Here is a 23,815-nt window from a genome sequence, read left to right as displayed (position 1 = left end):
GGTTCTTGCGGATGTCATGACTTACAGGTTCCTTACTTTCGTTGTGCGAATAGCATGCCGCGGCGTTGCTGACGGCTCGTAGTTTCTCCGGATCAGCAGCTAAGAGCCGTTGGCGCCTGCCCCTTTTCGTCGAGCGGCAAGCTTGCTGCGGCCTGTGTCAGAGACGCCCTCACGCGGCACAAACCGCCAATTGGGAGTCGCGCCGCGCCAGATCCAAACCTACTCGGTGAGGGATGGCTACATCGGGGACAACCCCCGCCACGATGGAAAGAGAGAGAGACAGTCATGAAGAACAACGTTCAAACCCTAGTGCGCCTGATGGTGCTGAGCTCCGCGGTAGGCGCTGCCTGTCAGGCCATGGCCGCAGAGCGCGTTGCGCTGGACGGCAAGCCAGGCCTTGCCAACGCCAGCACGGGTCGCGTGGCCTTGGGCGGCGCACAGGGCGCGGCCGCCTCGCTGGGGCTGGCCACTGACGAACTCGTTGAATTGCGTCGCCAGATTTACGAGAACGGTCGTACCGTCATCCGTCATGAGCAGCGCTACAAGGGTGTGCCGGTATTTGGCGAAGCGGTGGTCGAGCACCGGGACGCCAAGGGGCTGACAGCCGCTTCGACCTACCACGGCGCCATCATTCGCGATCTCGCGCAGGATCTTGGGACGGCGCGCCCAGCACTCTCCGAACAGGCCGTTCTGCAACTGGCCAAGGGTCGCAGCACCGCTGCGCTGACCGAAAACGAGCAAGCCAAGCTCTATGTCAAGCTGGACGGCAAGGGCATCGCCCATCTGGTCTACCTGGTCTCCTTCTTGACGAGCAACGCCAAGGGCGAGCCTTCGCGCCCTCACTACATCATGGACGCGAACAGCGGCGAAGTGCTGCAGCGTTGGGAAGGCCTGAACCATGCGCTGATTGGCACCGGCCCTGGTGGCAACCAGAAGACCGGTCAGTATGAGTACGGCTCCAATGGCAAGCCCTTCCTGGACGTGACGCAGAGTGGCTCGACCTGCAAGCTGGACAGCACCAACGTCACCACGGTCAACCTGAACGGCGGCACCAGCGGCTCGACGGCGCACAGCTTCACCTGCCCGCGCAATACCGTGAAGACGATCAACGGCGCCTTCTCGCCGATGAACGACGCACACCACTTCGGCAACGTCGTCTTCAATATGTACCAGAACTGGCTGGGCGTTCGCCCGATCAGCCAGAAGCTGCAGATGCGCGTGCACTACAGCAGCAGCTACGAGAATGCCTTCTGGGACGGCACGGCCATGCACTTCGGTGACGGCGCCTCGACCTTCTACCCGCTGGTCTCGCTGGACGTGGCTTCGCACGAAGTCAGCCATGGCTTCACCGAGCAGAACTCGGGCCTGGTGTACTCCAGGCAGTCCGGTGGCATGAACGAAGCCTTCTCCGACATGGCCGGTGAAGCTGCCGAGTACTACGACCGCGGCACGAACGACTGGCTGGTCGGCTCCGAAATCTACAAGGCCTCGGGCGCGCTGCGCTACATGGACGAGCCAACGCGAGATGGTCGTTCGATCAGCCACGCCAGCAACTACAACGACTCACTTGACGTGCACCTGACCTCAGGCGTCTACAACAAGGCTTATTACACGCTGGCGAAGAAGGCCAACTGGAACACGCGCAAGGCCTTTGAGATCTTTGCCGACGCCAACCGCCTGTACTGGACGCAGAACGAGACCTTCAATAACGGTTCTTGTGGTGTGATGAAGGCGGCGCAAAGCCGCGGCTATGCCATCGCCGATGTGGTCAGTGCCTTCAGTGCCGTAGGCGTGACCTGCCCGAATCCGCCGGCTGACAGTGTGCCGGTCATCTCTAGCCAGCCGGCCAACGTGACCGTGCTTGTGGGTTCGACGGCAACTTTCAGCGTGTCCGCGACCAGTGACTCGGCGCTGAGCTACCAATGGCGCAAGAACGGAAGCAACATCAGTGGCGCGACCGCATCCAGCTACACCACGCCAGTGACGACGACCGCCGACAACGGCGCGCTCTACAGCGTGGTGGTCACCAACGCCAAGGGCAGCGTGACCAGTGCGAACGCGACGCTGACTGTGAAGAGTAGCGACGCCACCGTACCGGTGATCACCAGCCAGCCGGCCAGCGTGACTGTGAATGCCGGCAGCCCGGCGACGTTCTCGGTCAGTGCCACCAGCAGCAGTGCCATGAGCTACCAGTGGCGCAAGAATGGCAGCAGCATTGCTGGCGCGACCGCATCCAGCTACACCACGCCGGCCACGACCACAGCGGATAACGGGGCCAATTTCAGCGTGATCGTCAGCAATGCGAACGGCAGCACCACCAGCGCCAATGCCACGCTGACTGTCAATGGCGGTGGCACGGGCGGCACCACGGTGACGGGCAGCTTGACCGATGGCGGTTCGGCCACCTACCCCAGCGGCAGCCCAGGCTACTACCAAAGCACCAGCGGTGGGGCCTTCAAGCTCACCCTGACCGGCCCTGCCAACGCCGACTTCGACCTCTATCTCTACAAGTGGAACGGCAGCTACTGGTCGATCGTGGCCCGCTCGGACGGCGCAACTTCAAGCGAGACGATCAACTACACCGGTAGCGCTGGCTACTACTATGTTGAGGTCAACTCTTACTCGGGTAGCGGCAGCTTCAAGCTGATCTACAGCTTCCCCAAGTAAATCAAAGCCTCAAGCACGTTTGGCCTGATTCGGCCGATTGATGGCCGGCGTGTGTCTTCGACGCCCTGCAAGTTCGCTTGCAGGGCGTTTTTCCTTGGCTCTTTTCGCGTTAAGTGTGGATGCCCTGGAAGCAGTCAAAGGCAAGCACAGAGGCACAGAGTCACGGAGAAAAGCAAGTCGAACTCTTTTCGTCCCTGTGAATCCCTCTGTGCCTCCGGGCCTCTGTGCTTGCGTTTCGAGTGTCAGTTGCCGAGCATCAACTAACGCGCAAAGAGCCTTTTCCTGGCCGGCGTTGAAGAAGACGAGGGCGAGCAGACCGGCCCATCTGGTCGTTCGCCTCCGATGCCACCAGACCTCGGTGCCTCCTGCAGCGCCGTTTTTCCGGCACAGCCCGCACCGCATCGCCAAGCCTGAGCTGCCGCTCGAAACGCTGCGCTGCGCACAAGAGGCGCGCTGGCTGCACCGCGCGTCCTGAGCTGCGCAAGCCGCTGGTCGACGAAGCGCGTCGGTGGCGCCCAGTGCTCCTTGGTAAACCCTGGCTGCTGCTTTCCCGCCACGCTGAGGCGACCCCGGTGTTATCCCGCGGTTTCGGCATTGCCATGGTCGCGACTGCAAGTGCAATGGCGTCTCAACCCAGCGGCATGGCCGAAAAACCGCCAAATTCGACAAGCGCAGGACAAAAACGTGACAACTGCATGACATTTCACGACGCAATTGCCAATAGGGAGATGCGCAAAAAAGGGTTCTTGCGGATGTCATGGATTACAGGTCACTCGCTTTCGTTGTGCGAATAGCATTCGGCCTCCGATGCTGATCACGGAAGGTCCTGACCCCGATCAGCAAGCTGGAACCGTATGTGGTCGCGCCGCCGTTGAGGGGCCATGGTCGCTGCGGACTGTGTCAGAGACGCCTGGCGCGGCACAAACCGCCATTCGGGTGTCGCGCGGTGCCGGATCTGAACCAACGCGGTGATGTCTGGCAACTTCGGGGTCAACCCCCGTCACGATGGAAAGAGAGAAATCGTCATGAAGAGCACTGTTCAATCCCTGCTGCGTCTGGTCGTGCTGAGCTCGGCCGTTGGCGCTGCTTGCCAAGCGATGGCCGCTGATCGCATCGAGCTGGACGGCCAGTCCGGCGTCGTCAACGCGAACTCCGGTCGCGTGGCCCTTGGCGGCGCCCAGTCGGCCGCGGCGGCCCTCGGCCTCGCCAGCGGCGAACTGGTGGAATTGCGCCGGCAAAGCTACCCGAGCGGCCTGACCGTGGTGCGCCATGAGCAGCGCTACCAAGGTGTGCCCATCTTCGGTGAAGCCATCGTCGAACACCGCAACGGCCAAGGCCTGAGCGCCGCCTCGACTTTCCATGGCACCCTGGTGCGCAACCTGTCCCAGGATCTCGGTACGGCCACCCCGGCGCTGTCGCAGCAGGCCGTACTGCAACTGGCCAAGGGCCGCAGCGCTGCCGCGCTGACCGAAAACGAGCAAGCCAAGCTCTACGTCAAGATGGACGGCAAGGGCGTGGCTCACCTGGTCTATCTGGTGTCTTTCCTGACGACCACGGCCAAGGGTGAACCCTCGCGCCCCCACTTCATCATGGATGCCAACAGCGGCGAAGTGCTGCAACGTTGGGAAGGCCTGAACCATGCCCTGATCGGCACCGGCCCTGGCGGCAACCAGAAGACTGGCCAGTACGAGTACGGCTCGGGCAACCGTCCTTACCTGGATGTCACGCAAAGCGGCTCGACCTGCAAGCTGGACAGCACCAACGTCACCACGGTCAACCTGAACGGTGGCACCAGCGGCTCGACGGCGCACAGCTTCACCTGCCCGCGCAATACCGTGAAGACGATCAACGGCGCCTTCTCGCCGATGAACGACGCACACCACTTCGGCAACGTCGTCTTCAATATGTACCAGAACTGGCTGGGCGTTCGCCCGATCAGCCAGAAGCTGCAGATGCGCGTGCACTACAGCAGCAGCTACGAGAATGCCTTCTGGGACGGCACGGCCATGCACTTCGGTGACGGCGCCTCGACCTTCTACCCGCTGGTCTCGCTGGACGTGGCTTCGCACGAAGTCAGCCACGGCTTCACCGAACAGAACTCGGGCCTGGTCTATTCGGCCATGTCCGGCGGCATGAACGAAGCCTTCTCCGACATGGCCGGTGAAGCCGCCGAGTACTACGACCGTGGTACCAACGACTGGCTGGTTGGCTACGAGATCTTCAAGGGATCGGGCGCGCTGCGTTACATGGACAACCCGACCAAGGATGGCCGTTCGATCGACCATGCGTCCAAGTACACCAGCAGCATGGACGTTCACCTGACCTCAGGTGTCTACAACAAGGCCTTCTACACGCTGGCCACCAAGGCAGGCTGGAATACCCGCAAGGCCTTTGAAGTGTTCGCCGATGCCAACCGCCTGTACTGGACGGCCAACAGCACCTTCAACGCCGGTGCCTGCGGTGTCGAGAAGGCTGCGGGCGCCCGCGGCTACACCGTCGCCGACGTGACGGCAGCGTTCTCCGTGGTCGGCGTCAGCTGCAGCACCACGCCGCCCCCGGAAACCCCGCTGACCAACAACGTGGCCGTGACCGGCATCAGCCTGGCTAAGGGCGCGTCCAAGCTGTTCAGCATCACGGTGCCCGCAGGCAAGGCCAGCCTGACGATCAAGCTGTCGGGTGGCACGGGCGATGGCGACATCTATGCCCGCATGACCACCGCGCCGACCACGACTTCCTACACCAAGAAGTCCGATGGCAGCACCAACACCGAGACCATCACCTTCACCTCGCCGGCGACGGGCAAGTACTACATTCTGCTGAATGCCTACTCCACCGTTGGCAGCACCAGCCTGAAGGCCACGTACTGAGCTGCTTTGCTTTCAGCCCCTGCCGGTTAGCGCCGGCAGCGGGCACAAGGCAAGAAACGCCGGAGCACGCTCCGGCGTTTTTTTTCGTCGCGGCACAACGTCAGTGGCCTTCGTGTCCTTGCGGCTTGCGGACACGCAACTGCTGCTCGGTCGGTGCCGGCTCGGTCTTGCCCTCATGCATCTGCTGGTGATGCATGTGATGGCGTCCGTGGGGGCTGGTTTCCGCGCCCGCGTGGGTCTCCTGCAGCCGTGCGACCGTGCCGGCCGGTGCGGCATACCAGCCCGGGTCGCTGTAGTCGCCCGGTTTCTGCTCGCGCCTGACCTTGAGCACGCTGAACATGCCGCCCATCTCCAGGCTGCCGTAGGGGCCTTCGCCGCCCATCATCGGCGCGGTGTTCTCGGGCAGCGGCATCTGCATCTCGCCCATCTCGGCCATGCCGCGTTCACCCATGGCCATATAGCCGGGCACCAGCTGGCGGATCTTCTGCGTCAGCGCCGCCGTATCGGCGCCGATCAACGTGTCGACCTGATGGCCCATCGCGTTCATCGTGTGATGGCTCTTGTGGCAGTGCAGCGCCCAGTCGCCCGGCTCATCGGCGATGAACTCGATCTGCCGCATCTGACCGACAGCGATGTCGGTGGTCACCTCGGGCCAGCGCGCGGATTTAGGGACCGGCCCACCATCGGTGCCAGTGACCTCGAACTCATGGCCATGCAGATGCAGCGGGTGATTGGTCATCGTCAGATTGCCGGTGCGTATGCGCACCCGATCGCCCTGGCGCACGTTCAGCGAGGCAATGCCGGGAAAGATGCGACTGTTCCAGGTCCACAGATTGAAGTCCGTCATCGTCATCACCCGGGGGCGATAGCTGCCGGGGTCGATGTCATAGGCGGCCATCAGGAAGCAGAAGTCGCGCTGCACCTCGGCGATCTGCGGATGGCGGCCCTTGGGATGGGTGATCCAAAGGCCCATCATGCCCATGGCCATCTGCGTCATCTCGTCCGCATGCGGGTGGTACATGAAGCTGCCCGGGCGCCGCGCGGTGAACTCGTAGACATAGGTCTGGCCGGGCTGTATGGCCGGCTGGGTCAGCCCGGCGACACCGTCCATGCCATTGGGCACGCGCTGCCCGTGCCAATGCATGCTGGTGTGTTCGGGCAGCCGGTTGGTCACGTAGATGCGCACCCGGTCGCCTTCGACAACCTCGATGGTCGGCCCCGGCGACTGGCCGTTGTAGCCCCACAGCCGCGCGGTGTAGCCCGGCGCCAGCTCACGGGTGACCGGCTCGGCGACCAGATGAAACTCCTTGACGCCCTCGCGCATGCGCCAGGGGCAGGTCCAGCCGTTGAGCGTGACGACTGGGTTGTAGGGCCGGCCATTGGGGGGCAGCAAGGGCGCGGCAGTGTCGGCGCTGGTCTGCTCGACGGCCTCGGGAATGGCGGCCAGCGCGACGCGCGAAACGGCGCTGGCCGAAACGGCGGCAGCACCGGCAAAAAGATGACGACGGGTGATCATTGGGGAATCCTCTGGGTGTGGCGGCGGCACATCAGGCGCGCTCAGTGGCCAGGGCTGCCGGCTTCGGCAGCGGGCGACATGTCGGTCGTGGCGGTGGTTTCTGCGATGGCATCGACCGGGCCGAGCAGTGCCTGCTGCAACTGGGCATCGGCGATCCAGAAGTCGCGCAAGGCGGCAATGCTGGCCGACACGGCCGCGACCTGCGCCCGCGCATCGGCCAGCAGCTCGAACACGCCGATCAGCATGCCGTTGTAGCGCAGCAGGTTTTCGGCGGCGATGCGTTGGCGCAGCGGTACCAGCTGCTGCAGGTGGATCTTGGCCATCTGGTGCCGACTTTGCAGGCGGCTCTGGGCCTCGCGCAATTCGGAGCGCGCCGTGACGGCTTGTTGCGCAGCGCGCTGCACCGCCTGCAGATGCAGGTGCTCGGCGCGTGCCAGCCGGGCCTCGCCGTTATCAAACAGCGGCAGCGTCAGGTCCAGGCCGATGCCGCGCTGGGTGGGCTGTTCGTTGCTGCTGTTGCGCTGCAGACCGAGGTCCAGCATATCGACCCAGCGGCTGGCGCGGCCCAGGCCGGCTTCGGCAGCGCGCAGCTCGACCAGCCGGCGCGCCGCCTGCAGGTCGATGCGCTGTGCCAGTGCCTGTTGCTCGTCTGCACCCGAGGGCAAAGCCGCAGGAAGCTCAGGTAAATCGGGCAAGCGCGCCGGGAGGGTCAGGTTTTGCGCGGCAGGACCGGACAAGCCCAGCGCACGCACCAGCGCTTCGCGCCGGCTCTGCAGTTGTTCGCGGGCACGCAGCAGGCCCAGCTCGGCTTCGGCATGAAAGCTCTGCTCGCGCGCTTCGCGCAGCGCGCTGAAATTGCCTGCCTCGCGCAGGCGCCGCGCCAGTTCGGCGCTGGCCTCGGCCGCATGGAGCACCTGCTCGGCATAGTGCAGCTGCTGCTGCGCCGCCACGGCCTCGACCCAGGCGACGCGTACCCGGCTGCTCAGGCTCAGCAGGCGCAGGGCCAGTTGCTGTTGCGCCTGTGCCAGCCGTGCATTGCCGATGCGTTCGCGCTGTTCACCCTGGAACCAGGCCAAGAGATTGAGATGCAGGCCGAGCTCCCACTCGGTTTCGGTGGCGCGGCTCAGGCGCGTGACGCCCAGGCTGGGGCTGGGCGGGCGGGCCAGCTGCACCCGCTCGGCATCGGCGATGCCCAGTTCGTGCAACTCGGCTTGCAGGCCATGGTGAGCCAGCAGCGCGACGGCCTGGGCGGCAGCCAGGTCCAGCGGTGCGCCGAGGCGTTGCTGGAGCTCGGCGTTGGCGGCCTGTTGCTCCTGCTCGCTGCGTATCCAGCGCAGGGGCTGGCCGCTGATGAGTTGGCTGTGGGTTTGAACGGGGGCCAGGGCTGCGTCAGGCTGCAAGCTGGCGCAGCCGCCCAGCAGGGCAGCCATCGCACTGAACAGCAGGGCGATGGATGGAAATCTCTGTTTCATGGATGCCTCGATAGGCAGGCGGCGCCAGGCGCCGCGGATCACGGGGGCAGCTCGCCGCTCTGGGGCGGGCGAGCCGGGGCACGATCAGGCCGCCAGACGACGAGGCGGCCGCTCCAGCGTGGCCGCAATAACGCCTTCGGGCAGTGGCCCGGCGAGCCGGTGCGGCGCACGTCTGACCGACACCGTCGGCGTGCGCGTGATCTCGGCCGGCGGCGGGGCCGCCAGGCAGCAATGCGCGCAGCTGCCACAGCCGGGCGAAGGCTTCTGTGCCGTGGCGTGGTGGGTGTCAGCCCAGTCCTGATCCGAGCGCTGATCCGTGTTGGCGACCAGCTCCTCGCAGTGGCTGCGGCCCGTCGAAGCCGATGGCGGCGGCAGCGAGGGGGCTGATGCCGTTGGCGCCGCGCGGGCCAGCAGACCGGCGGTCATCGACAGGCTCGCAGCCACGCCCTGCAGCGGCAGCAGCAGGGCGAGCAGGCAGATCAGCAGCAGGCGGGCGGGCACATCAATGCGCATGGCCACAGTTTAGGGCTTGTGCGGATGTCAGGCCGGGCCGCGTGGCCCGACAGTCGGCACGGGTCACCAACGATTCAAGGAGATGCTGTCATGGCTCAAACTCGCAGCTATATCAAGGCCACGCTGGGGCTGGCCGCTCTGGTTGCCGCCGGCGCCTTGCTGGCCCAGGCCTCGGGGCTGACGCGCACCCTGGTTGGCCGCGCCGATGTGTCGGTGCCCGGCCGAGAGGCTGTGGTGGCTCGGGTGGAGGTGGCCCCGGGCGCCAAGGCCGGCCGCCACACCCATCCGGGCGACGAGATCAGCTATGTGCTCGAAGGCGAGGCGACCTTGCTGATCGATGGCCAGGCGCCGCGCACCGTCAAGGCCGGTGAAAGCTTTGTGATACCGGCTGGTGTGATCCACGATGCCCACAACGACGGCGCCGCGCCGATCAAGCTGGTGGGGGTGTACGTGGTGGAGAAAGGCAAGCCGCTGGCCAGTCCGGCGCCCTGAGCTGCGGCAAGAAAAAGGCTCTTTGCGCGTTAGTTGATGCTCGGCAGCTGACACTCGAAACGCAAGCGCAGAGGCAGGGAGGCACAGAGGGATGCACAGGGAAGACAAGAGTTCGACTTGTTTTTCTCCGTGACTCCGAGCCTCTGTGGTTGCCTTTGGCTGTTTCCAGAGCATCCACACTTAACCCGAAAAGAGCCATGAAAAAGGGCGCCACGATGGGCGCCCTGTCGCTTGCAGCAGGCCGCGCCGGTGCTGGAGCTCAGTCTTCGTTCTTGAAGACCAGCTTGACCTCGTGGGTCTGCTTTTCGCCGCTGGCTTCGAAGCGCCAGTCCATCAGCGCGTTGGTCACGGCCTTGTCGAACACGCGGCGCGGTTCGGCTTCGAGAATGTCAACGCCACTGACCTTGCCATCGGCCTCGATCGCCACCTTGGCCTTGACCGTGCCCGAGGTGATCGACTTGCTGGTGGCCTCGCGCGGGAACTCCGGCGGCACCTTCTTGATGATCTTCGGTGTCGAGGCCTGAGCGCTCAGCGCGAGCGCGACGGCGCCACAGCCCAGCAGGGCGGCACGGATCAGCTTGTTCAGGGTGGTGTTCTTGTTCATCGCGGGGTCTCCTTAGGTACGACTAGAGGTTCAGGAAGCTTGGGTGCTGTGGAAGAAGCCGACGGCCTGCAACAGGCGCGACGAGCTGGCTTTCAAGGCATCGGTGGAGCGGCTGAGCTCGTCCACCAAGGTGGTGTTCTGTTGGGTGGTGCGGTCCAGCTCATTCATTGCGTTATTGACGACGCCAACGCCGGCCGCCTGCTCCTGGGCCGAATGCGAGATCTCTTCGATCAACTGGCCCATATTGTTGACTTCGTCGACGACGCTGCGGATGGTGGCGCCAGCGTTGTTGACCAGGGCGGTGCCGTTCTCGACCTTGACCGAGGACTCCTGGATCAGCACCTTGATTTCCTTGGCGGCTGAAGCTGCACGCGACGCCAGCGCGCGGACTTCCGAGGCCACCACAGCAAAGCCCTTGCCATGCTCGCCGGCGCGGGCGGCTTCGACGGCGGCGTTCAGCGCCAGGATATTGGTCTGGAAGGCGATGCCATCGATGACGCCGATGATGTCGCCAATCTTGCGCGAGCTGGTGCTGATCTCTTCCATCGTCGAGACGACTTGCGAAACCACGGCGCCGCCGGTGGAGGCCGAGTGGCGAGCCTTGGTGGCGATGCTGGCGGCCTTGCGGGTCAGTTCGCTGGCGCCGTTCAGATTGGCGGCGATCTGCTCGACCGAGGCGGCGGTGTTCTGCAGGCTGGCCGCCGAGCGCGCGGTGCGATCGGACAGGTCGACATTGCTGCTGGCGATCTCGCTGGAATTCTGGTTCACCTCGCCGGCGGCCGAGCTGACGCTGTTGACAACGCCGGACAGCGCAAGCTGCATCTCCTGCATGGCCTGCAGCATCTGGCTCAGCTCGTCGCTGCCTTCAACGTGGATGGGGTGGCTGAGATCGCCGCCGCTGATCGCTTGGGCGGCGTCCTTGGCTTGCTGGGCCGGCTTGACGATGGAGCGGGCAATCGCCAGGCCGCCGCCGCCGCCGATGATGACGGCCAGCACGACCAGCACCACGGTGATGCCGACCGAGCGGCTGGCCAAGGCCGAGCCGGTTTCGGCCAGATCATGGGCGCTCTCAAACTGCAGATCGACCAGTCCCTTGAGGCCGTCCTGATAGGCTTGCTGGGCCGGGCGCACATCGGTGATCAGGCTCTCGCGTGCTTCGTCGGGGGAGCCGTCGGCTTGCACCTTGAGGAATTTGGCGACCGAGGCGAAGAACTTGCTCTGACGCTCGCGCACCTGGCCGATCAGGTCTTTCTCCTTGCTGCCATCCAGTGTGGCCTCCAGGCTGGCCAGCTGCTTCTCGCTGTCCTGCAGCGCGGTATCGATGGCCGCCTTCTGCTTCTTGATCTGGCGCGCCTCGTCGAGCAGCAGCAGGTCGCGCGAGGCACGGGCGACGATGTTGACATTGCCTTCCAGCGCGTTGGCGGCGGCGATCTTCACCAGGCTGGAATTGGCGGTGCGATCCAGGTCCTTGGACAATAGGTTGGCGGTTTGCGCACCGTAGCTGCCGATGATGATCAGCAGCAGGATCAGCAGGCCGTAACTCAGGCCCAGGCGTTGAGCGATGCGCAGTTGCGAGAGAAGCTTCATCGGCGAAATCCTCGGAGCGATATGGTTGTTGTCGGTACCCGTACAGGTGCAGGCGCTCAGCGCTGCAGCAGGCAAGACCTGGCCCCAACGACGAGGCGCCTGATGTCTGCATATCGGGCCGAGGGGCACGGCACTTGATGGGGGTTAGCCCTTTGCAAGACCGGGCTGTGTGACAAATCTCTCATCGCTGGCACAAAGATGTCGGGGCTGCGGAAGCGGCGCGAAACGGTGTCGCCGAAGAACGCTGGCAGTGTCTGCGCGTTCGCCCGGTTTTGATCCATGGCAAGTGCGCGTCACTGTGAAGGAATGCGCGCGAGTGATCGTCTTCACCCCCTGGCTGGGGGCTTGTGTCACCGAGGCGTCACGGCTGCCAGCGAGGGGGCTCAGTCGACGCGGCGGTTTTGCAGCCGCAGCACGTCCAGCTCACGCACATCGGCGGCCTCATTGCCCCAGGCATGGCGCAGGAAACTGGCCAGGGCGGCCTGCTCGCGCTCAGTGAGCAGCCCGGCAAAGGGCGGCATGCCAAAGGGCCGGGGATTGCCGGCGGTGGCGGGTGCGAAGCCACCACGCTGGATGATGCGCAGCAGGTTGGCCGGCTCGTCCATCAGCACGGTTCGATTGCCGGCCAAGGCCGGATAGGCGCCGCGCTGGCCCCGGCCCTGCGCGCCATGGCAGCCGGCGCAATGTTGCTCATAGAGCTTGGCGCCGATTTGGCGCAGCGCCGGCTCGGGCCGGGTCGCGGGCGGCCGGCTCTGCTGCTGCGGCAGGCTGCGCAGATAGCGCGCCATCGCTGCCAGATCATCGTCCTGCAGATGCTGGGTGCTGCCGAGCACCACCTCGGCCATCGGCCCGAGTGCTGCGGCGCCCTCATGCCGGCCACTGCGGAGCCACTGGCGCAAATCGGCCTCGCTCCAGCCGGACACACTGGCTTCGCGTGGGTCGTGCAAGGACGGCGCATACCAGCCCAGCTCGGTGAGCATGGCGCCGTCGAATCGTTCCGGCCCCGGCGTGGCGCCCAGCGCATTGCGGCTGCCGTGGCAGGCGCTGCAATGGGCCAGGCCCTGACTCAGATAGGCGCCGCGGTTCCAGCGGGCGTCCTGGCGCGCATCGTCTTGATAGACGCCAGGGCGGAAGCTGAACGCCCGCCAGACCGCCAGCGCGGCCTGGCTGCCAAAGGGCCAGCGCAGCTGGTGCGGGCGCGCCGGCGCCGCGACGGCGGGCAGGCTCTGCAGATAGGCAAACAGGGCATCAGCGTCGTCGCGCCTTACCAAGGTGTAGTTGTCGTAGGGAAAGGCCGGGCTGAGCAGGCGGCCATCACGGCTGCGGCCGTTGTGCAGCGCGCGCCAGAACTCGTCGGCGCTCCAGCGGCCGAGGCCTGTCGCGGCGTCCGGCGTCAAGTTGGGCGCGAAGACGGTGCCAAAGGGCGTCGGTACGCCACGTCCTCCTGCATAGGGAGCGCCACCGGCGGCCGTGTGGCAGCCGGCGCAGTTGCCGACGCGGGCCAGATAGGCGCCGCGGCTCAGCTGTGTGGCCGCATCACCTGGCGCGGCCGATGTCGCGCTCGGACTGCCTTCATCTAGCCGGTTCAGCTGCAGCAAGGCGGCCAGGGCCAGGGCCAGCGCGGCCGCGAGCCCGCCAAGCACAAGGCGCGTCTTCATGGCTGCGTGCCGCAGCGCTGCGGCAGCGGGGCCGATGGCTGGGGCTTGTAGTCGGCCGGGACCGGCTGGGCGGCCAGCCATTGCGCCAGCTCGGCCACTTCCTCGGGCCGCAGCCGACGGGCGATCTCGCCCATGCAGTCAGGCGCCTGGGCGCGCCGTTGGCCAGTGCGCCAGGCGCCGAGTTGGCCGATCAGATAGTCGCGCGGCAGGCCCAAGAGGCCGGGGATGGCCGGCTGCATGCCCGACAGCTTCTGGCCATGGCAGGCCACACAAGCCGGCAGCTGGCGCTGCCGGTCGCCTTGCAGCAGCAGGGCCGGTGCGGGCCGGCCGTCACCCCGGGCGGCCGGGTAGGGCAGATCGAGCGAGGCGAAGTAGCTGGCCAGCTCGAGCAGATAGGCGTCGCTCAGGGGCGCGATCAGCTCAGTCATCAGCCCGTAGTGACGGCGGCCATCGCGGAAGTTGAGCAATTGGTTGTAGAGATAGCCTTGCGGCTTGCCAGCCAGTCGCGGGTAGTAGCCATCGGGCCCGGCGCGGCCTTCCTTGCCATGGCATTGGGTGCAGGCCAGCGCGCGCTGGGCGATGCTGTCCTCGAACGGCGCGGCCTGAATAGGCGTCAGCGCCAGCAGCGTCAGGCTCAAGAGCAGCTTGCGCATCAGGCGCTCGGGTAATGCCGTTGGCCAAAGATGGCCGAGCCCACGCGCACCATCGTGGCACCCTCGGCGATCGCAGCTTCCATGTCGGCGCTCATGCCCATGCTCAGCGTGTCGAGCTGCAACCCGGCCTCGGCGTTGACCCGCTGCAGCAGCTCGCGCAGTGCGCGATGCGGCAGGCGCTGCGCGGCCGCATCGCTGGCCGGCTCGGGGATCGCCATCAGCCCGCGCAGCCTGAGCCGCGGCAGCGCCGCGACCGCGCGGGCAAGACCTGGCACTTCGGCCGGCGCCAGCCCGCTCTTGCTGGCCTCGCCGCTGATATTGACCTGCAGGCAGATCTGCAGCGGCGCGAGGCCGGCGGGGCGCTGCTCGGACAGGCGTTCGGCAATCTTCAGCCGGTCCACGCTGTGCACCCAATCAAAGGCCGCGGCGACCGGCTTGGTCTTGTTGCTTTGCAAGGGGCCGATCAGATGCCACTGGATCTGCTCACGCAGATCGGCCAGTTCCTCGATCTTTGCCAGGCCTTCCTGCACATAGTTTTCGCCGAAATGACGTTCGCCGGCGGCAAAGGCTTCGCGCACGGCGGAGCCGGGGAAGGTCTTGCTGACCGTCAACAAGGTAAGCGTTTGTTGCTCGCGGCCGGCGCGCAGGCAGGCCGCGGCCATGCGCCGGTGCAGTTCTTGTATGTTCTCGGAGATCGTCGCCATAATGGCCCACGCTAAAAACGCCCACCCATGGACATCACTCAACTGCTGGCATTCTCGGTCAAGAACAAGGCCTCTGACCTGCACCTTTCGGCCGGCCTGCCGCCGATGATTCGCGTGCACGGTGATGTGCGCCGTATCAATGTCGAAGCGCTCGAGCACCGTCAGGTGCACGATATGGTCTACGACATCATGAACGACTCGCAGCGCAAGGCTTACGAGGAAACGCTGGAAGTTGACTTCTCCTTCGAAATCCAGGGCCTGGCGCGTTTCCGCGTCAATGCCTTCAACCAGAACCGCGGCGCCGGCGCGGTGTTCCGCACGATTCCGTCCAAGATCCTGACGCTGGAGCAGCTCAACGCGCCCAAGGTCTTTGCCGAGTTGGCGATGAAGCCGCGCGGCCTGGTGCTGGTGACCGGGCCGACCGGCTCGGGCAAGTCGACCACGCTGGCCGGCATGGTCAATCACCTGAACGAGAACGAGTACGGCCACATCCTGACCATCGAGGACCCGATCGAATTCGTTCACGAATCAAAGAAGAGCCTGGTCAACCAGCGCGAGGTCGGACCGCACACGATGAGCTTCGCGAACGCGCTGCGCTCGGCGCTGCGCGAAGACCCGGACGCGGTGCTGGTCGGCGAAATGCGCGATCTGGAAACCATTCGCCTGGCGCTGACTGCAGCCGAAACCGGCCACCTGGTCTTTGGCACGCTGCACACCAGCTCGGCGGCCAAGACGGTGGATCGTATCGTCGACGTGTTCCCAGCGGCCGAGAAGGAGATGGTGCGTGCGATGGTGTCGGAATCGCTGGTGGCGGTGATCTCGCAAAGCCTGTGCAAGCTCAAGGATGGCTCGGGCCGGGTGGCGGCGCACGAAATCATGCTCGGCACCTCGGCGATTCGCAATCTGATCCGCGAGAACAAGGTGGCGCAGATGTACTCGGCCATCCAGACCGGCAATTCGCAAGGCATGCAGACGCTGGACCAGAACCTCACCGATCTGGTCCGGCGCAACATCATCTCGCCGGCGGAAGCTCGCTCGAAGGCGAAATTCCCTGAGAATTTCCCTGGCTGATGGCCCACCCCCTACGCGCTGTGCGCGCCCCCTCAAGGGGGCGAGCCTCTCGGGCCGGCGGAGCCGGACCCTGAGGCTCTGCTGGAAGAGGGCGGACCTGCGGTCGCCCGCTTCGGATCCAGCGGCACGACGCAGGCTCGGCGCCTGCAGTGCTTGAATTTGAAAGTTGCACATGGAACGCGATCAGGCATCGAAATTCATTAACGACTTGCTGCGCTTGATGGTGTCGCGCAAGGGCTCCGACCTGTTCATCACCGCGGACTTTCCGCCGGCGATCAAGGTCGATGGCAAGGTGACCAAGGTGTCGCCGCAGCCGCTCACCGGCCAGCACACGCTGCAGTTGGCGCGTTCGATCATGAACGACAAGCAGGCGGCCGAGTTCGAGCGCAACAAGGAATGCAATTTCGCGATTTCGCCGCAGGGCATCGGCCGTTTCCGCTGCAACGCCTATGTGCAGCAGGGTCATGTGGGCCTGGTGATGCGGACGATTCCGCAGCAGTTGCCAACGATTGATGCGTTGGATTTGCCGCCCATCCTGAAGGACATCGTGCTGACCAAGCGCGGCCTGGTGATTGTTGTCGGTGCGACCGGCTCGGGCAAGAGCACGACGTTGGCAGCCTTGGTCGACCATCGCAACGAGAACACCTTCGGCCACATCATCACCATCGAGGACCCGGTCGAGTTCGTTCACCCGCACAAGAATTGCATCGTCAGCCAGCGTGAGGTCGGCATCGATACCGACAGCTGGGAGGCGGCACTGAAGAACACGCTGCGTCAGGCACCGGACGTGATCCTGATGGGCGAGATCCGCGATCGCGAGACGATGGAGCTGGCCGTCTCCTTTGCCGAGACCGGCCACCTCTGCATGGCCACGCTGCACGCGAACAGTGCCAATCAGGCGCTGGACCGCATCATCAACTTCTTCCCTGAAGAGCGCCGCGCCCAGCTGCTGATGGACCTGTCGCTGAACCTGCGCTCCATCGTGTCACAGCGCCTCTTGCCGCGCCGCGAAGGCAAGGGCCGCGTCGCCGCGGTGGAGATCCTGCTGAATACGCCGCTGATCTCGGACTTGATCTTCAAGGGCGACGTCGGCGAGGTGAAGGAAATCATGAAGCGCTCGCGCGAGCAGGGCATGCAGACCTTCGACCAGGCGCTGTTCGACCTCTACGAGTTCGGCCGCGTCAACTACGAAGACGCGCTGCGCAATGCCGATTCCGTCAACGACCTGCGCCTGCAGATCAAGCTCAACAGCGAGCGTGCGCGCAGCGGTGATCTGGCCGCCGGCACCGAACACATGACCATTCTCTGAACACCATGAGCAGCATCAACAGCCGCAGCTACGAGCCGCAAACGCCGCGCCGGGTCGCCTTTCTGGGCCTGGGCGTGATGGGCCTGCCGATGGCCGGTCATCTGGCCCGTGCCGGGCACCAGGTCACCGTCTACAACCGCACGCCGGCCAAGGCGGCGGCCTGGGTGGCCGAGTTTGGCGGCAGCGCGGCGGCGACGCCCCGCGAGGCGGCGGCCGGGGCTGAGATCGTCTTTGCCTGCGTTGGCAACGATGACGACCTGCGCTCGGTGGTGCTCGGTGAGAACGGTGCCTTTGCCGGCATGAAGGCCGGTGCGGTGTTTGTTGATCACACCACCGCCTCGGCCGAGGTGGCGCGCGAGCTGCATGGCGAAGCGCAGCGTCTTGGGCTGCACTTTGTCGACGCGCCGGTCTCGGGCGGGCAGGCCGGCGCCGTCAATGGAGCGCTGACGGTGATGTGCGGTGGCGACGCGGCCCCCTTCGCGCAGATCCAGCCGGTGGCGCTGTGCATGGCCAAGGCCGTCACCCACGTTGGCAATTCCGGTGCCGGTCAGTTGGCCAAGATGGTCAACCAGATCTGCATCGCCGGCATCGTCCAAGGCCTGGCCGAGGCAATCGCCTTTGGCGACAAGGCGGGCCTGGACATGAAGCAGGTGCTCGAGGTGATCGGCAAAGGCGCCGCACAAAGCTGGCAAATGGACAACCGCGGCAAGACCATGGTCGACGACCAGTTCAACTTCGGTTTCGCCGTCGACTGGATGCGCAAGGACCTCGGCCTGGTGCTCGACGAAGCCCGCCGCAACGGTGCCCGCCTGCCGCTGACCGCCCTCGTCGACCAGTTCTATGCCGACGTCCAGGCCCTCGGCGGCAACCGGCTCGACACCTCCAGCCTGATCAAGCGCTTGCGCTGATCGCACACCAAGGAGAGTTGGGCATCAGGCAGCCCGCCGGGCCGCTCCCAAGGGCGGCCTGAGCCCAGGCTGTGGCGGAAAGCCGCCGCAGCGTGGGCATCCCCTCGGGGGATCGCATGCGGCGCACGCTGCATGCGAGGGGCTCATGCATGCTGTGGCCTGAGCCGATGTACTGTCGCGGGTTTCCGCGACCGTATCGGCGTCCCCTCGGGGGACCGCCCACGGCTGCAGGCCGTGGGCGAGGGGCTCATTGCTTCGCTGGCTTCGGCGTAATCCGCGCCAGCTCTTCTTCCGAGATGATCTCGAACATGCGCACCACCTTCTGCACGCCGGCCACGCCGCGGGCAATCTCGCTGGCGCGGTGGGCTTCGCGCTCGGTCACGCGGCCCATCAGATAGACCTGGCCGCGCTCGACGACGACGTAGAAGGCATTCGAGATCAGGTCGCGGGCATCAACCAGGCTGGCCTTGACCTTGGTGGCGATCAGCACATCGTTGGAGCGCCCGCTCAGCGAGCTCTTGAAGGTGACGGCGATCTCGTTGGCGACGCGGTTGACGTTTTCCACCTGGCTGGCAATGCGCTCGGCCGCGGCGCGGTCGGCGTCGGTATCGGCTTCACCGGTCAGCAGCACAAAGCGGTTGTAGCTGTTCACATTGAAGTGCAGCTTGTCGCCCAGCTGCTCGCGCAGCTGCTTGGACACCTTCATCTCGATGCCCTGGTCTTCCAGCTGGGTGCCGGAGGTGCGGCGGTCGGTGGCGACCAGGGCGCCGCCCACCATCGCGCCTCCCATGATCAGCGGGGCGCAGGCGCTGCACAGCGCGGCCAGGGCAGCGATCAAGGTGCCCCGGCGGGCCAGACGAAACAGGGCTTTTGAACTCATGGCGTTCTCGGGAAAGGAATCACAGGGGAGGCGCTGCTTGCAGCCTTACTCGGCCGCACCCAGCAGTTGCACATCGATGGCATCACAAAGGCAGTGGGACACCAGGCGGAAGGCCTCGGCCACGCGGGCGCCGCGGCTGTGCGGGATGCGGATCTGGATGTCGGTGTCCAGCAGCGCCGCGCGCAGTGCTTCGTCCTGGCTGCCGCTGAGCAGGATGACACTCATGTCCTGACCACGCGCGGCGTCCAGCACCGTCGGCAGTTGCTGCTCGCTGCCGGCATAGGCATCCAGCAAGAGCAGCAGATCGCCGGGATGGCCCAGCGTCTGAACCTGGCGCGCCAGCGCTGCGGCGACATCGATGCTGCCGCTGCCTTGTTGGACACGACCATCGAGGTGCAGTGCGGCCAGGCCTGGCCTGTCCTGCTCGAAGCGCCCCATCAGCTGGGCGGCAAGATAGCGCGCATCGAGCTCGGCCAGGCCCAGGCCGGCGCAGAGCACACGGCCGCCCGCGGTAATGGCCTCGACCAGCATTTGCGCGGCGTCGGAGATCGGGCGCGAGAGGCTTTCGGCGACCTGGTATTGCAGATCGGCACTCTCGAAGAATTGTTGTTGTATGCGTTGTTCAAGCATGAGGGCGGATCATAAGGGGCGCGGCTGCGGCGCCGATGGACATCACTGGGGGCCGGCATCGAATGCGGCGCTGAGCCATTCGATCTTGTCCTCGTCCAGTGCGATCACATCGAAGCGGCAGGGCGGCGCCTGGTTGAAGCGCAGCAGATAGTGCTGGGCAGCGTAGACCAGCCGCTGCTGCTTGGCTGAAGTCACGCTGGCCGCGGCGCCACCATGGCTGCCAGCACGCCGGCCGCGCACCTCGACAAAGACCAGCGTGCCATCGCGATCGCGCATGATCAAGTCGATCTCGCCACCTCGCGCATGCGGCCCGGCGGCGACCCGATAATTGCGCTCCACCAGCGTCAAGCCGCGGGCCTGCAGATAACGCAGTGCGCGCAGCTCGGCCTGGTCGCCCAGCGCCTTGGTATTGCGTGGCCGACGTCGAGCCGGCGTCTCGATGCCATCGCTGCCGCCACCGCCCGCCGCTGGGCTGTTGATCTCGCGCTTTTTTGGGGAGCCCCACTTGAACATCGATGCCTCCCTGCTGCTGCAGGCCGCTGCCGCTGCGGCGGGTACCCAGCAGTATCCCAAAGCGACGCTGTATGTGGTGGCCACGCCGATCGGCAACCTGGCCGATATCAGCCTGCGCGCCATCCAGGCGCTGAGCCTGGTCGATGCGGTGGCCTGTGAGGACACGCGTGTCACCGCCGGGCTCTTGCGTCATCTCGGCCTGCACAAGCCCTTCATCAGCCTGCATCAGCACAACGAGCATGAGGCCGCGGCACAGCTGGTGCAGCGCCTGCAGGCCGGCGAGCGGATCGCGTATGTCAGCGATGCCGGCACGCCGGCGGTCTCCGATCCCGGCGCGGTGCTGGTGGCGGCGGTGCAGGCGGCCGGCCTGCGCGTGCTGCCGCTGCCTGGGGCCAGCGCGGCCGTCACGGCGCTGAGCACTGCCGGCGACGCGCAGGCGCAGGGTTTTCGCTTTGTTGGCTTTCTGCCGGCCAAGGGCCAGGAGCGTCGCGCGGCGCTGCAGGCCTTGCTGGGCGCGCCCTACAGCCAGGTCTTGTTCGAAGCCCCGCATCGCATCGTCGCCTTGATCGATCTGCTGGCCGAACTGGCGCCGGCGCAGAAGGTCAGCGTCTGCCGCGAATTGACCAAGCAGTTCGAGACCGTCCACACCGCGCCGGCCGGTGAGCTGCCGGCCTGGCTGGCCGCCGATGCGCAACGGGAGAGGGGGGAGTTCGTGCTGGTGCTTCATGCCCAGGCCGTTGCCGCCATCGACGAGGAAGTGCCGGCCGAGGCGCAGCGGGTGCTGAAACTGCTGGCCGCCGAGCTGCCACTGAAGCAGGCGGTGGCGCTGGCCGCCGAAATCAGCGGCGCCTCGCGCAACAAGCTGTACGAACTCGGCCTGGCCTGGAAGAAGGCCCGCGAGGACTGAGCCTCGCGGTCAAGGCGGCTCACTGGCCGGGGGTGCTGGCCATCTTGGCGTTGTGCTTGGCGTGATGGATGTCCCTGCTGGCGGCATCCTGCATCCGGTGCAGCTTGCGGCGCTCATGGGCGGTGACCACGCCATCGGCCTTGGCCTTGGCTTCGCTGTTGTTGATGGCGGCCTGCTCACGTTCCAGGCGCAGGGTTTCCTTGCCGGTCAGGCTGCCAGAGGCAGCGCCCTGAGCGATGCGTGCCTGTTGGTTCGCTTCACGCTGGTCGACGCGCGGCATTTGCGGCGATGGGGGCGTCTGTGCAAAGCTAAGCGCACTGAGGGCGCTGAGGCTGAGGGCGACGATCATCTGGTGGCTGCGTGTCATGCTGACTCCTTGTTGGCTGAAACGGCCCGCCCGTGCAGGCTTGCCGGTACAACGCGGGCAGTGCTGGCCGTGACGACCGTGGTGCTGTAAAGAATCGTGTCGGCATGGTCAAGCGGCTTGCAGCATGGCGGGCCCGTCGCGCAGCAGTTCGCCCAAGCCGAGCTGTTGCAGCGATTGCCGTAGCGCCGTCGCCAAGGCCGTGCGCGGCGGCGGGCCGATCAGCTGGCGCAGGTCGCTGTCGTCGAGCTGATGCGGGCGCTCCCAGAGGTAGCGCATCTCGACGATGGCCCGCCAGCTCGGCACCAGCGGCGCCCCCAACCTGATCAGGCCCCAGGGCAGGCTGGCGGCGCGCAGCGGCCGTGCACACAAGGCATTCAAACAGTCCAGCAAGACCTGACCCTCGACCGCGTGGCCGGCGAAGTGCAGCCGGCTGTGTCCATACAGGCGCTCGCGCTGGCTGGCGACGCGGACAAAGGCCTGGGCCAGGTCCGGCAGATAGGCCCAGGCATGGATGCGATCCAGCGAGCCGGGGTAGACCATCTCTCCCTTGGCAAGTCGGCTGGCGATGGCGAGGTCGAACCATGAGCCTCTGCCCGCGCCGCCAAAGAAGTCGCCCGCGCGCAGCACCACGGAATCCAGGCCCTGCTTGTCGGCTGCGGCCATCTGCGCCTCAATGGCGATGCGGATGCGCGCCTTGTCGTGGTCACCGTGCTCGGCGCTATTGCGTCGCAGCAGCGGTGGCAGCGTGCTGCCGAAGTTGTAGACATTGCCCGGCAACACCAGCAGGGCATCCAGCCCCAGGGCCAGGTCTTGCGCGGCGCTGGCCAGCGGCAGCGCCAGCCGATGCCACTGGGTGTAGGGCGGATTCAGCGCATTGATCACCACGCCAGCCCCGCCAGCGGCACGCACCTCGCCCAGCAAGGTGTTCACATCGAGGGCATCGGCGCTGACCGCCTGCAGGCCCGGCAGCGCCAGCAATTCCGCCGGCAAGGGCTTGCGGCTGTGCGCCAACGTTCGCCAGCCGGCGCCGGAGAAGGCCAGGCAGAGTTCGCGGCCGAGCCGCCCTGCGGCGCCAAGGATCAAAACAGTCTCGCTCATGTCTGTCACTTTCTAGAGGGGGCCTGGAAGGCCAGTCGCCAGCCGCCGGTCAGCGCAAAGCGCGGAAAGCTCAGCCATTGTTCAAAGCAGATGCGCAGCACCGCATTGACAGGGCCACGGAAGGGTTCCACTGCCTCGACCTCCAGCGCATGGCCGCGACGCTGCAGTGCCAATGCCAACATCATCATTCCCAGGCCGATTGGTGCCAGCCAGAACGGCCCGAGGGCAGGTGCCAGCATCAACATCAGATGCCCAGCCTGAAAGACCGGCACGGTGCACAGATGCAGACGCAGGTTGTTGCGATCACGGTGGAAGCGGGCGTAGTGACGCTGTTGGTGGCGTAGCAGATCGATCAGCATGGGTGACTGGGCAGCGTTTGCAATGGCTGTCAGTGTGAGCGCTGCAAGTCGTTTTCGGAATGTTTGGATCTGTAGTGCTGCTATGCAAAAATGAATTGCTGGGCGAGCTCCGCCCCAGCGCACTCTCTGAATGGATCGAAACTGACCATGGCTACACCGCTGGACTGGTCCCTGCTGCAGGGCTTTCTGGTGCTGGCCGAGTCCGGCTCGCTGAGCCAGGCAGCGCCGCTGCTGGGGCTCAGCCAGCCCAGCCTGAGCCGCCAGTTGGCCAGGCTGGAGAGCCTAACCGGGCAGCTCTTGTTCGAGCGTCATCCACGTGGCATGAGCCTCACGGCAGCGGGCCGTGCCCTGTTGCCGGCTGCCCGGCGTATGCGTGAAGGCGCGCAAGACCTGGCCCTGGCCCTGGCGGCCCGCGAGCAGCAGTTGGCCGGCACCGTGCGCCTGACCGCGAGCGAAGTCGTCAGCGCTTATTTCCTGCCCGAGCTGCTGCTGCGCCTGCGCCTGGCTCATCCGGAGATACAGATCGAGCTGGTGGCAAGCAACGAGGTCGAAAACCTGCTGGAGCGCAGTGCCGATATCGCGCTGCGCATGGTCAGGCCGACCCAGGGCATGTTGGTCGCGCGCAAGCTGGCCGATTGGCCGCTGGGCGTGTTCGCCCACCGCCGCTATCTGCAGCGGCGCGGCATGCCGACCCGCGAGACCATGGCCGCGCATGAATGGCTGGGCTATGACCGCTCCGACCAGCTCCTGCGTGGTTTCGCGGCAGCGGGCTTCGCCGTTGAGCCCAGCTTCTTTGCGCTGCGCTGCGATCAGCAGACGGTGTTGTGGGAAGCCTTGCGTGCCGGGCTGGGGCTGGGCGTGGGCCTGGTGGCGCTGGCGGCACGCGACCCTGAGCTGGTCCAGGTGCTGCCAGAGCTGCCGATCCCCCCTTTGCCGCTGTGGTTGACCGCCCATCGCGAACTGCGCGACACGCCCCGGCTGCGCCTGGTCTTCGACACCATCGCCGAGGCCTGGTCAGCCCCCTGAAAACCCCACGCACG

At 65.8% G+C, this 23,815-nt stretch carries 22 protein-coding genes; 8 read left to right on the top strand and 14 right to left on the bottom strand.

Going from position 1 to position 23,815, the window contains the following annotated elements; genetic code table 11:
* The first annotated feature begins 285 nt into the window (after nucleotides 1–285).
* Nucleotides 286–2,667, top strand: coding sequence for a M4 family metallopeptidase (locus RQP53_RS23240; RefSeq protein ID WP_315653108.1), 2,382 nt, complete (start codon nucleotides 286–288; stop codon nucleotides 2,665–2,667).
* A 1,025-nt stretch (nucleotides 2,668–3,692) separates the two neighbouring features.
* Entirely contained in the window at nucleotides 3,693–5,534 is a 1,842-nt protein-coding gene (locus tag RQP53_RS23235) for a M4 family metallopeptidase (protein WP_315653107.1), read from the top strand.
* 100 nt (nucleotides 5,535–5,634) lie between these two features.
* Here the strand turns inward: RQP53_RS23235 and RQP53_RS23230 are convergent, their stop codons facing one another.
* From RQP53_RS23230 to RQP53_RS23220, 3 genes are all read right to left on the bottom strand, one after another.
* Nucleotides 5,635–7,050, bottom strand: coding sequence for a multicopper oxidase family protein (locus RQP53_RS23230; RefSeq protein ID WP_315653106.1), 1,416 nt, complete (start codon nucleotides 7,048–7,050; stop codon nucleotides 5,635–5,637).
* A gap of 41 nt (nucleotides 7,051–7,091) precedes the next feature.
* Nucleotides 7,092–8,522, bottom strand: coding sequence for a TolC family protein (locus tag RQP53_RS23225; protein WP_315653105.1), 1,431 nt, complete (start codon nucleotides 8,520–8,522; stop codon nucleotides 7,092–7,094).
* Between the two features lie 84 nt (nucleotides 8,523–8,606).
* On the bottom strand, nucleotides 8,607–9,035 hold the full coding sequence (locus RQP53_RS23220) for a hypothetical protein (protein ID WP_315653104.1): 429 nt from the start codon (nucleotides 9,033–9,035) through the stop codon (nucleotides 8,607–8,609).
* Between the two features lie 90 nt (nucleotides 9,036–9,125).
* Here RQP53_RS23220 and RQP53_RS23215 point away from each other — a divergent pair, with 90 nt between their 5' ends.
* Nucleotides 9,126–9,527: a cupin domain-containing protein gene (locus tag RQP53_RS23215; RefSeq protein ID WP_315653103.1), complete on the top strand. Its 402-nt coding sequence runs from the start codon at nucleotides 9,126–9,128 to the stop codon at nucleotides 9,525–9,527.
* A gap of 259 nt (nucleotides 9,528–9,786) precedes the next feature.
* On the opposite strand, the gene RQP53_RS23210 is transcribed toward RQP53_RS23215, so the two are convergent.
* From RQP53_RS23210 to RQP53_RS23190, 5 genes are all read right to left on the bottom strand, one after another.
* Complete coding sequence (locus RQP53_RS23210; protein WP_315653102.1) at nucleotides 9,787–10,131, bottom strand: TonB family protein; 345 nt, start codon at nucleotides 10,129–10,131, stop codon at nucleotides 9,787–9,789.
* Between the two features lie 30 nt (nucleotides 10,132–10,161).
* Nucleotides 10,162–11,718, bottom strand: coding sequence for a methyl-accepting chemotaxis protein (locus RQP53_RS23205; protein ID WP_315653101.1), 1,557 nt, complete (start codon nucleotides 11,716–11,718; stop codon nucleotides 10,162–10,164).
* 383 nt (nucleotides 11,719–12,101) lie between these two features.
* Complete coding sequence (locus RQP53_RS23200; protein ID WP_315653100.1) at nucleotides 12,102–13,376, bottom strand: c-type cytochrome; 1,275 nt, start codon at nucleotides 13,374–13,376, stop codon at nucleotides 12,102–12,104.
* Nucleotides 13,373–14,029: a c-type cytochrome gene (locus tag RQP53_RS23195; RefSeq protein ID WP_315653099.1), complete on the bottom strand. Its 657-nt coding sequence runs from the start codon at nucleotides 14,027–14,029 to the stop codon at nucleotides 13,373–13,375. The genes RQP53_RS23200 and RQP53_RS23195 overlap by 4 nt, the downstream gene beginning before the upstream one ends.
* Nucleotides 14,029–14,733, bottom strand: a complete 705-nt coding sequence (locus tag RQP53_RS23190; protein ID WP_315653098.1) for a YggS family pyridoxal phosphate-dependent enzyme — start codon at nucleotides 14,731–14,733, stop codon at nucleotides 14,029–14,031. Before RQP53_RS23190 ends, RQP53_RS23195 begins: the two co-directional genes overlap by 1 nt.
* Before the next feature lie 27 nt (nucleotides 14,734–14,760).
* Between RQP53_RS23190 and RQP53_RS23185 the strand changes: the two genes are divergently transcribed.
* The 3 genes from RQP53_RS23185 (at nucleotide 14,761) to RQP53_RS23175 (ending at nucleotide 18,021) form a co-directional block, all read left to right on the top strand.
* Nucleotides 14,761–15,804, top strand: a complete 1,044-nt coding sequence (locus RQP53_RS23185; protein ID WP_315653097.1) for a type IV pilus twitching motility protein PilT — start codon at nucleotides 14,761–14,763, stop codon at nucleotides 15,802–15,804.
* A gap of 172 nt (nucleotides 15,805–15,976) precedes the next feature.
* Complete coding sequence (locus RQP53_RS23180; protein WP_315653096.1) at nucleotides 15,977–17,113, top strand: PilT/PilU family type 4a pilus ATPase; 1,137 nt, start codon at nucleotides 15,977–15,979, stop codon at nucleotides 17,111–17,113.
* 5 nt (nucleotides 17,114–17,118) lie between these two features.
* Nucleotides 17,119–18,021, top strand: a complete 903-nt coding sequence (locus tag RQP53_RS23175) for an NAD(P)-dependent oxidoreductase (RefSeq protein ID WP_315653095.1) — start codon at nucleotides 17,119–17,121, stop codon at nucleotides 18,019–18,021.
* A gap of 247 nt (nucleotides 18,022–18,268) precedes the next feature.
* Here RQP53_RS23175 and RQP53_RS23170 read toward each other — a convergent pair whose 3' ends face one another.
* The 3 genes from RQP53_RS23170 to RQP53_RS23160 are packed head-to-tail and all read right to left on the bottom strand — an operon-like array spanning nucleotide 18,269 to nucleotide 20,044.
* Nucleotides 18,269–18,901, bottom strand: coding sequence for a BON domain-containing protein (locus RQP53_RS23170; protein ID WP_315653094.1), 633 nt, complete (start codon nucleotides 18,899–18,901; stop codon nucleotides 18,269–18,271).
* Between the two features lie 45 nt (nucleotides 18,902–18,946).
* Nucleotides 18,947–19,531: an SIS domain-containing protein gene (locus RQP53_RS23165; protein ID WP_315653093.1), complete on the bottom strand. Its 585-nt coding sequence runs from the start codon at nucleotides 19,529–19,531 to the stop codon at nucleotides 18,947–18,949.
* Nucleotides 19,532–19,573: 42 nt separating this feature from the next.
* On the bottom strand, nucleotides 19,574–20,044 hold the full coding sequence (locus tag RQP53_RS23160; RefSeq protein ID WP_315653092.1) for a YraN family protein: 471 nt from the start codon (nucleotides 20,042–20,044) through the stop codon (nucleotides 19,574–19,576).
* Between RQP53_RS23160 and rsmI the strand changes: the two genes are divergently transcribed.
* Nucleotides 20,037–20,951 (top strand): 16S rRNA (cytidine(1402)-2'-O)-methyltransferase, encoded by a 915-nt coding sequence (gene rsmI / locus RQP53_RS23155; protein ID WP_315653091.1) that lies wholly within the window; start codon nucleotides 20,037–20,039, stop codon nucleotides 20,949–20,951. The two genes, RQP53_RS23160 and rsmI, sit on opposite strands and share 8 nt — an antisense overlap.
* A 19-nt stretch (nucleotides 20,952–20,970) precedes the next feature.
* On the opposite strand, the gene RQP53_RS23150 is transcribed toward rsmI, so the two are convergent.
* The 3 genes from RQP53_RS23150 to RQP53_RS23140 form a co-directional block, all read right to left on the bottom strand.
* On the bottom strand, nucleotides 20,971–21,318 hold the full coding sequence (locus RQP53_RS23150; RefSeq protein ID WP_315653090.1) for a hypothetical protein: 348 nt from the start codon (nucleotides 21,316–21,318) through the stop codon (nucleotides 20,971–20,973).
* Nucleotides 21,319–21,426: 108 nt separating this feature from the next.
* A complete protein-coding gene (locus RQP53_RS23145) occupies nucleotides 21,427–22,416 on the bottom strand; it encodes an NAD-dependent epimerase/dehydratase family protein (RefSeq protein ID WP_315653089.1) in 990 nt (329 codons plus the stop codon).
* Between the two features lie 5 nt (nucleotides 22,417–22,421).
* A complete protein-coding gene (locus RQP53_RS23140; RefSeq protein ID WP_315653087.1) occupies nucleotides 22,422–22,775 on the bottom strand; it encodes a terminase in 354 nt (117 codons plus the stop codon).
* Between the two features lie 147 nt (nucleotides 22,776–22,922).
* On the opposite strand from RQP53_RS23140, the gene RQP53_RS23135 reads away from it, so the two are divergent.
* Complete coding sequence (locus RQP53_RS23135) at nucleotides 22,923–23,801, top strand: LysR family transcriptional regulator (protein WP_315653086.1); 879 nt, start codon at nucleotides 22,923–22,925, stop codon at nucleotides 23,799–23,801.
* The last annotated feature ends 14 nt before the right edge of the window (nucleotides 23,802–23,815 follow it).

It is taken from the genome of Roseateles aquae, assembly GCF_032337115.1.
GTDB lineage: Bacteria > Pseudomonadota > Gammaproteobacteria > Burkholderiales > Burkholderiaceae_C > Roseateles_C > Roseateles_C aquae.
Note: the sequence above shows the minus strand (reverse complement) of the source record. Positions and strands in the feature narration are given on the sequence as shown.

Excerpts from the sequence above, each read along its gene's own strand:
- RQP53_RS23225 (WP_315653105.1), bottom strand. The coding sequence starts at position 8,522 with ATGAAACAGAGATTTCCATCCATCGCCCTGCTGTTCAGTGCGATGGCT.
- RQP53_RS23170 (WP_315653094.1), bottom strand. The coding sequence starts at position 18,901 with ATGAGTTCAAAAGCCCTGTTTCGTCTGGCCCGCCGGGGCACCTTGATC.
- RQP53_RS23140 (WP_315653087.1), bottom strand. The coding sequence starts at position 22,775 with ATGCTGATCGATCTGCTACGCCACCAACAGCGTCACTACGCCCGCTTC.
- RQP53_RS23220 (WP_315653104.1), bottom strand. The coding sequence starts at position 9,035 with ATGCGCATTGATGTGCCCGCCCGCCTGCTGCTGATCTGCCTGCTCGCC.
- RQP53_RS23230 (WP_315653106.1), bottom strand. The coding sequence starts at position 7,050 with ATGATCACCCGTCGTCATCTTTTTGCCGGTGCTGCCGCCGTTTCGGCC.
- RQP53_RS23190 (WP_315653098.1), bottom strand. The coding sequence starts at position 14,733 with ATGGCGACGATCTCCGAGAACATACAAGAACTGCACCGGCGCATGGCC.
- RQP53_RS23145 (WP_315653089.1), bottom strand. The coding sequence starts at position 22,416 with ATGAGCGAGACTGTTTTGATCCTTGGCGCCGCAGGGCGGCTCGGCCGC.
- RQP53_RS23160 (WP_315653092.1), bottom strand. The coding sequence starts at position 20,044 with ATGTTCAAGTGGGGCTCCCCAAAAAAGCGCGAGATCAACAGCCCAGCG.
- RQP53_RS23205 (WP_315653101.1), bottom strand. The coding sequence starts at position 11,718 with ATGAAGCTTCTCTCGCAACTGCGCATCGCTCAACGCCTGGGCCTGAGT.
- RQP53_RS23210 (WP_315653102.1), bottom strand. The coding sequence starts at position 10,131 with ATGAACAAGAACACCACCCTGAACAAGCTGATCCGTGCCGCCCTGCTG.
- RQP53_RS23180 (WP_315653096.1), top strand. The coding sequence starts at position 15,977 with ATGGAACGCGATCAGGCATCGAAATTCATTAACGACTTGCTGCGCTTG.
- RQP53_RS23240 (WP_315653108.1), top strand. The coding sequence starts at position 286 with ATGAAGAACAACGTTCAAACCCTAGTGCGCCTGATGGTGCTGAGCTCC.
- RQP53_RS23185 (WP_315653097.1), top strand. The coding sequence starts at position 14,761 with ATGGACATCACTCAACTGCTGGCATTCTCGGTCAAGAACAAGGCCTCT.
- RQP53_RS23175 (WP_315653095.1), top strand. The coding sequence starts at position 17,119 with ATGAGCAGCATCAACAGCCGCAGCTACGAGCCGCAAACGCCGCGCCGG.
- RQP53_RS23215 (WP_315653103.1), top strand. The coding sequence starts at position 9,126 with ATGGCTCAAACTCGCAGCTATATCAAGGCCACGCTGGGGCTGGCCGCT.
- RQP53_RS23235 (WP_315653107.1), top strand. The coding sequence starts at position 3,693 with ATGAAGAGCACTGTTCAATCCCTGCTGCGTCTGGTCGTGCTGAGCTCG.
- RQP53_RS23165 (WP_315653093.1), bottom strand. The coding sequence starts at position 19,531 with ATGCTTGAACAACGCATACAACAACAATTCTTCGAGAGTGCCGATCTG.
- RQP53_RS23135 (WP_315653086.1), top strand. The coding sequence starts at position 22,923 with ATGGCTACACCGCTGGACTGGTCCCTGCTGCAGGGCTTTCTGGTGCTG.
- RQP53_RS23200 (WP_315653100.1), bottom strand. The coding sequence starts at position 13,376 with ATGAAGACGCGCCTTGTGCTTGGCGGGCTCGCGGCCGCGCTGGCCCTG.
- RQP53_RS23150 (WP_315653090.1), bottom strand. The coding sequence starts at position 21,318 with ATGACACGCAGCCACCAGATGATCGTCGCCCTCAGCCTCAGCGCCCTC.
- RQP53_RS23195 (WP_315653099.1), bottom strand. The coding sequence starts at position 14,029 with ATGCGCAAGCTGCTCTTGAGCCTGACGCTGCTGGCGCTGACGCCTATT.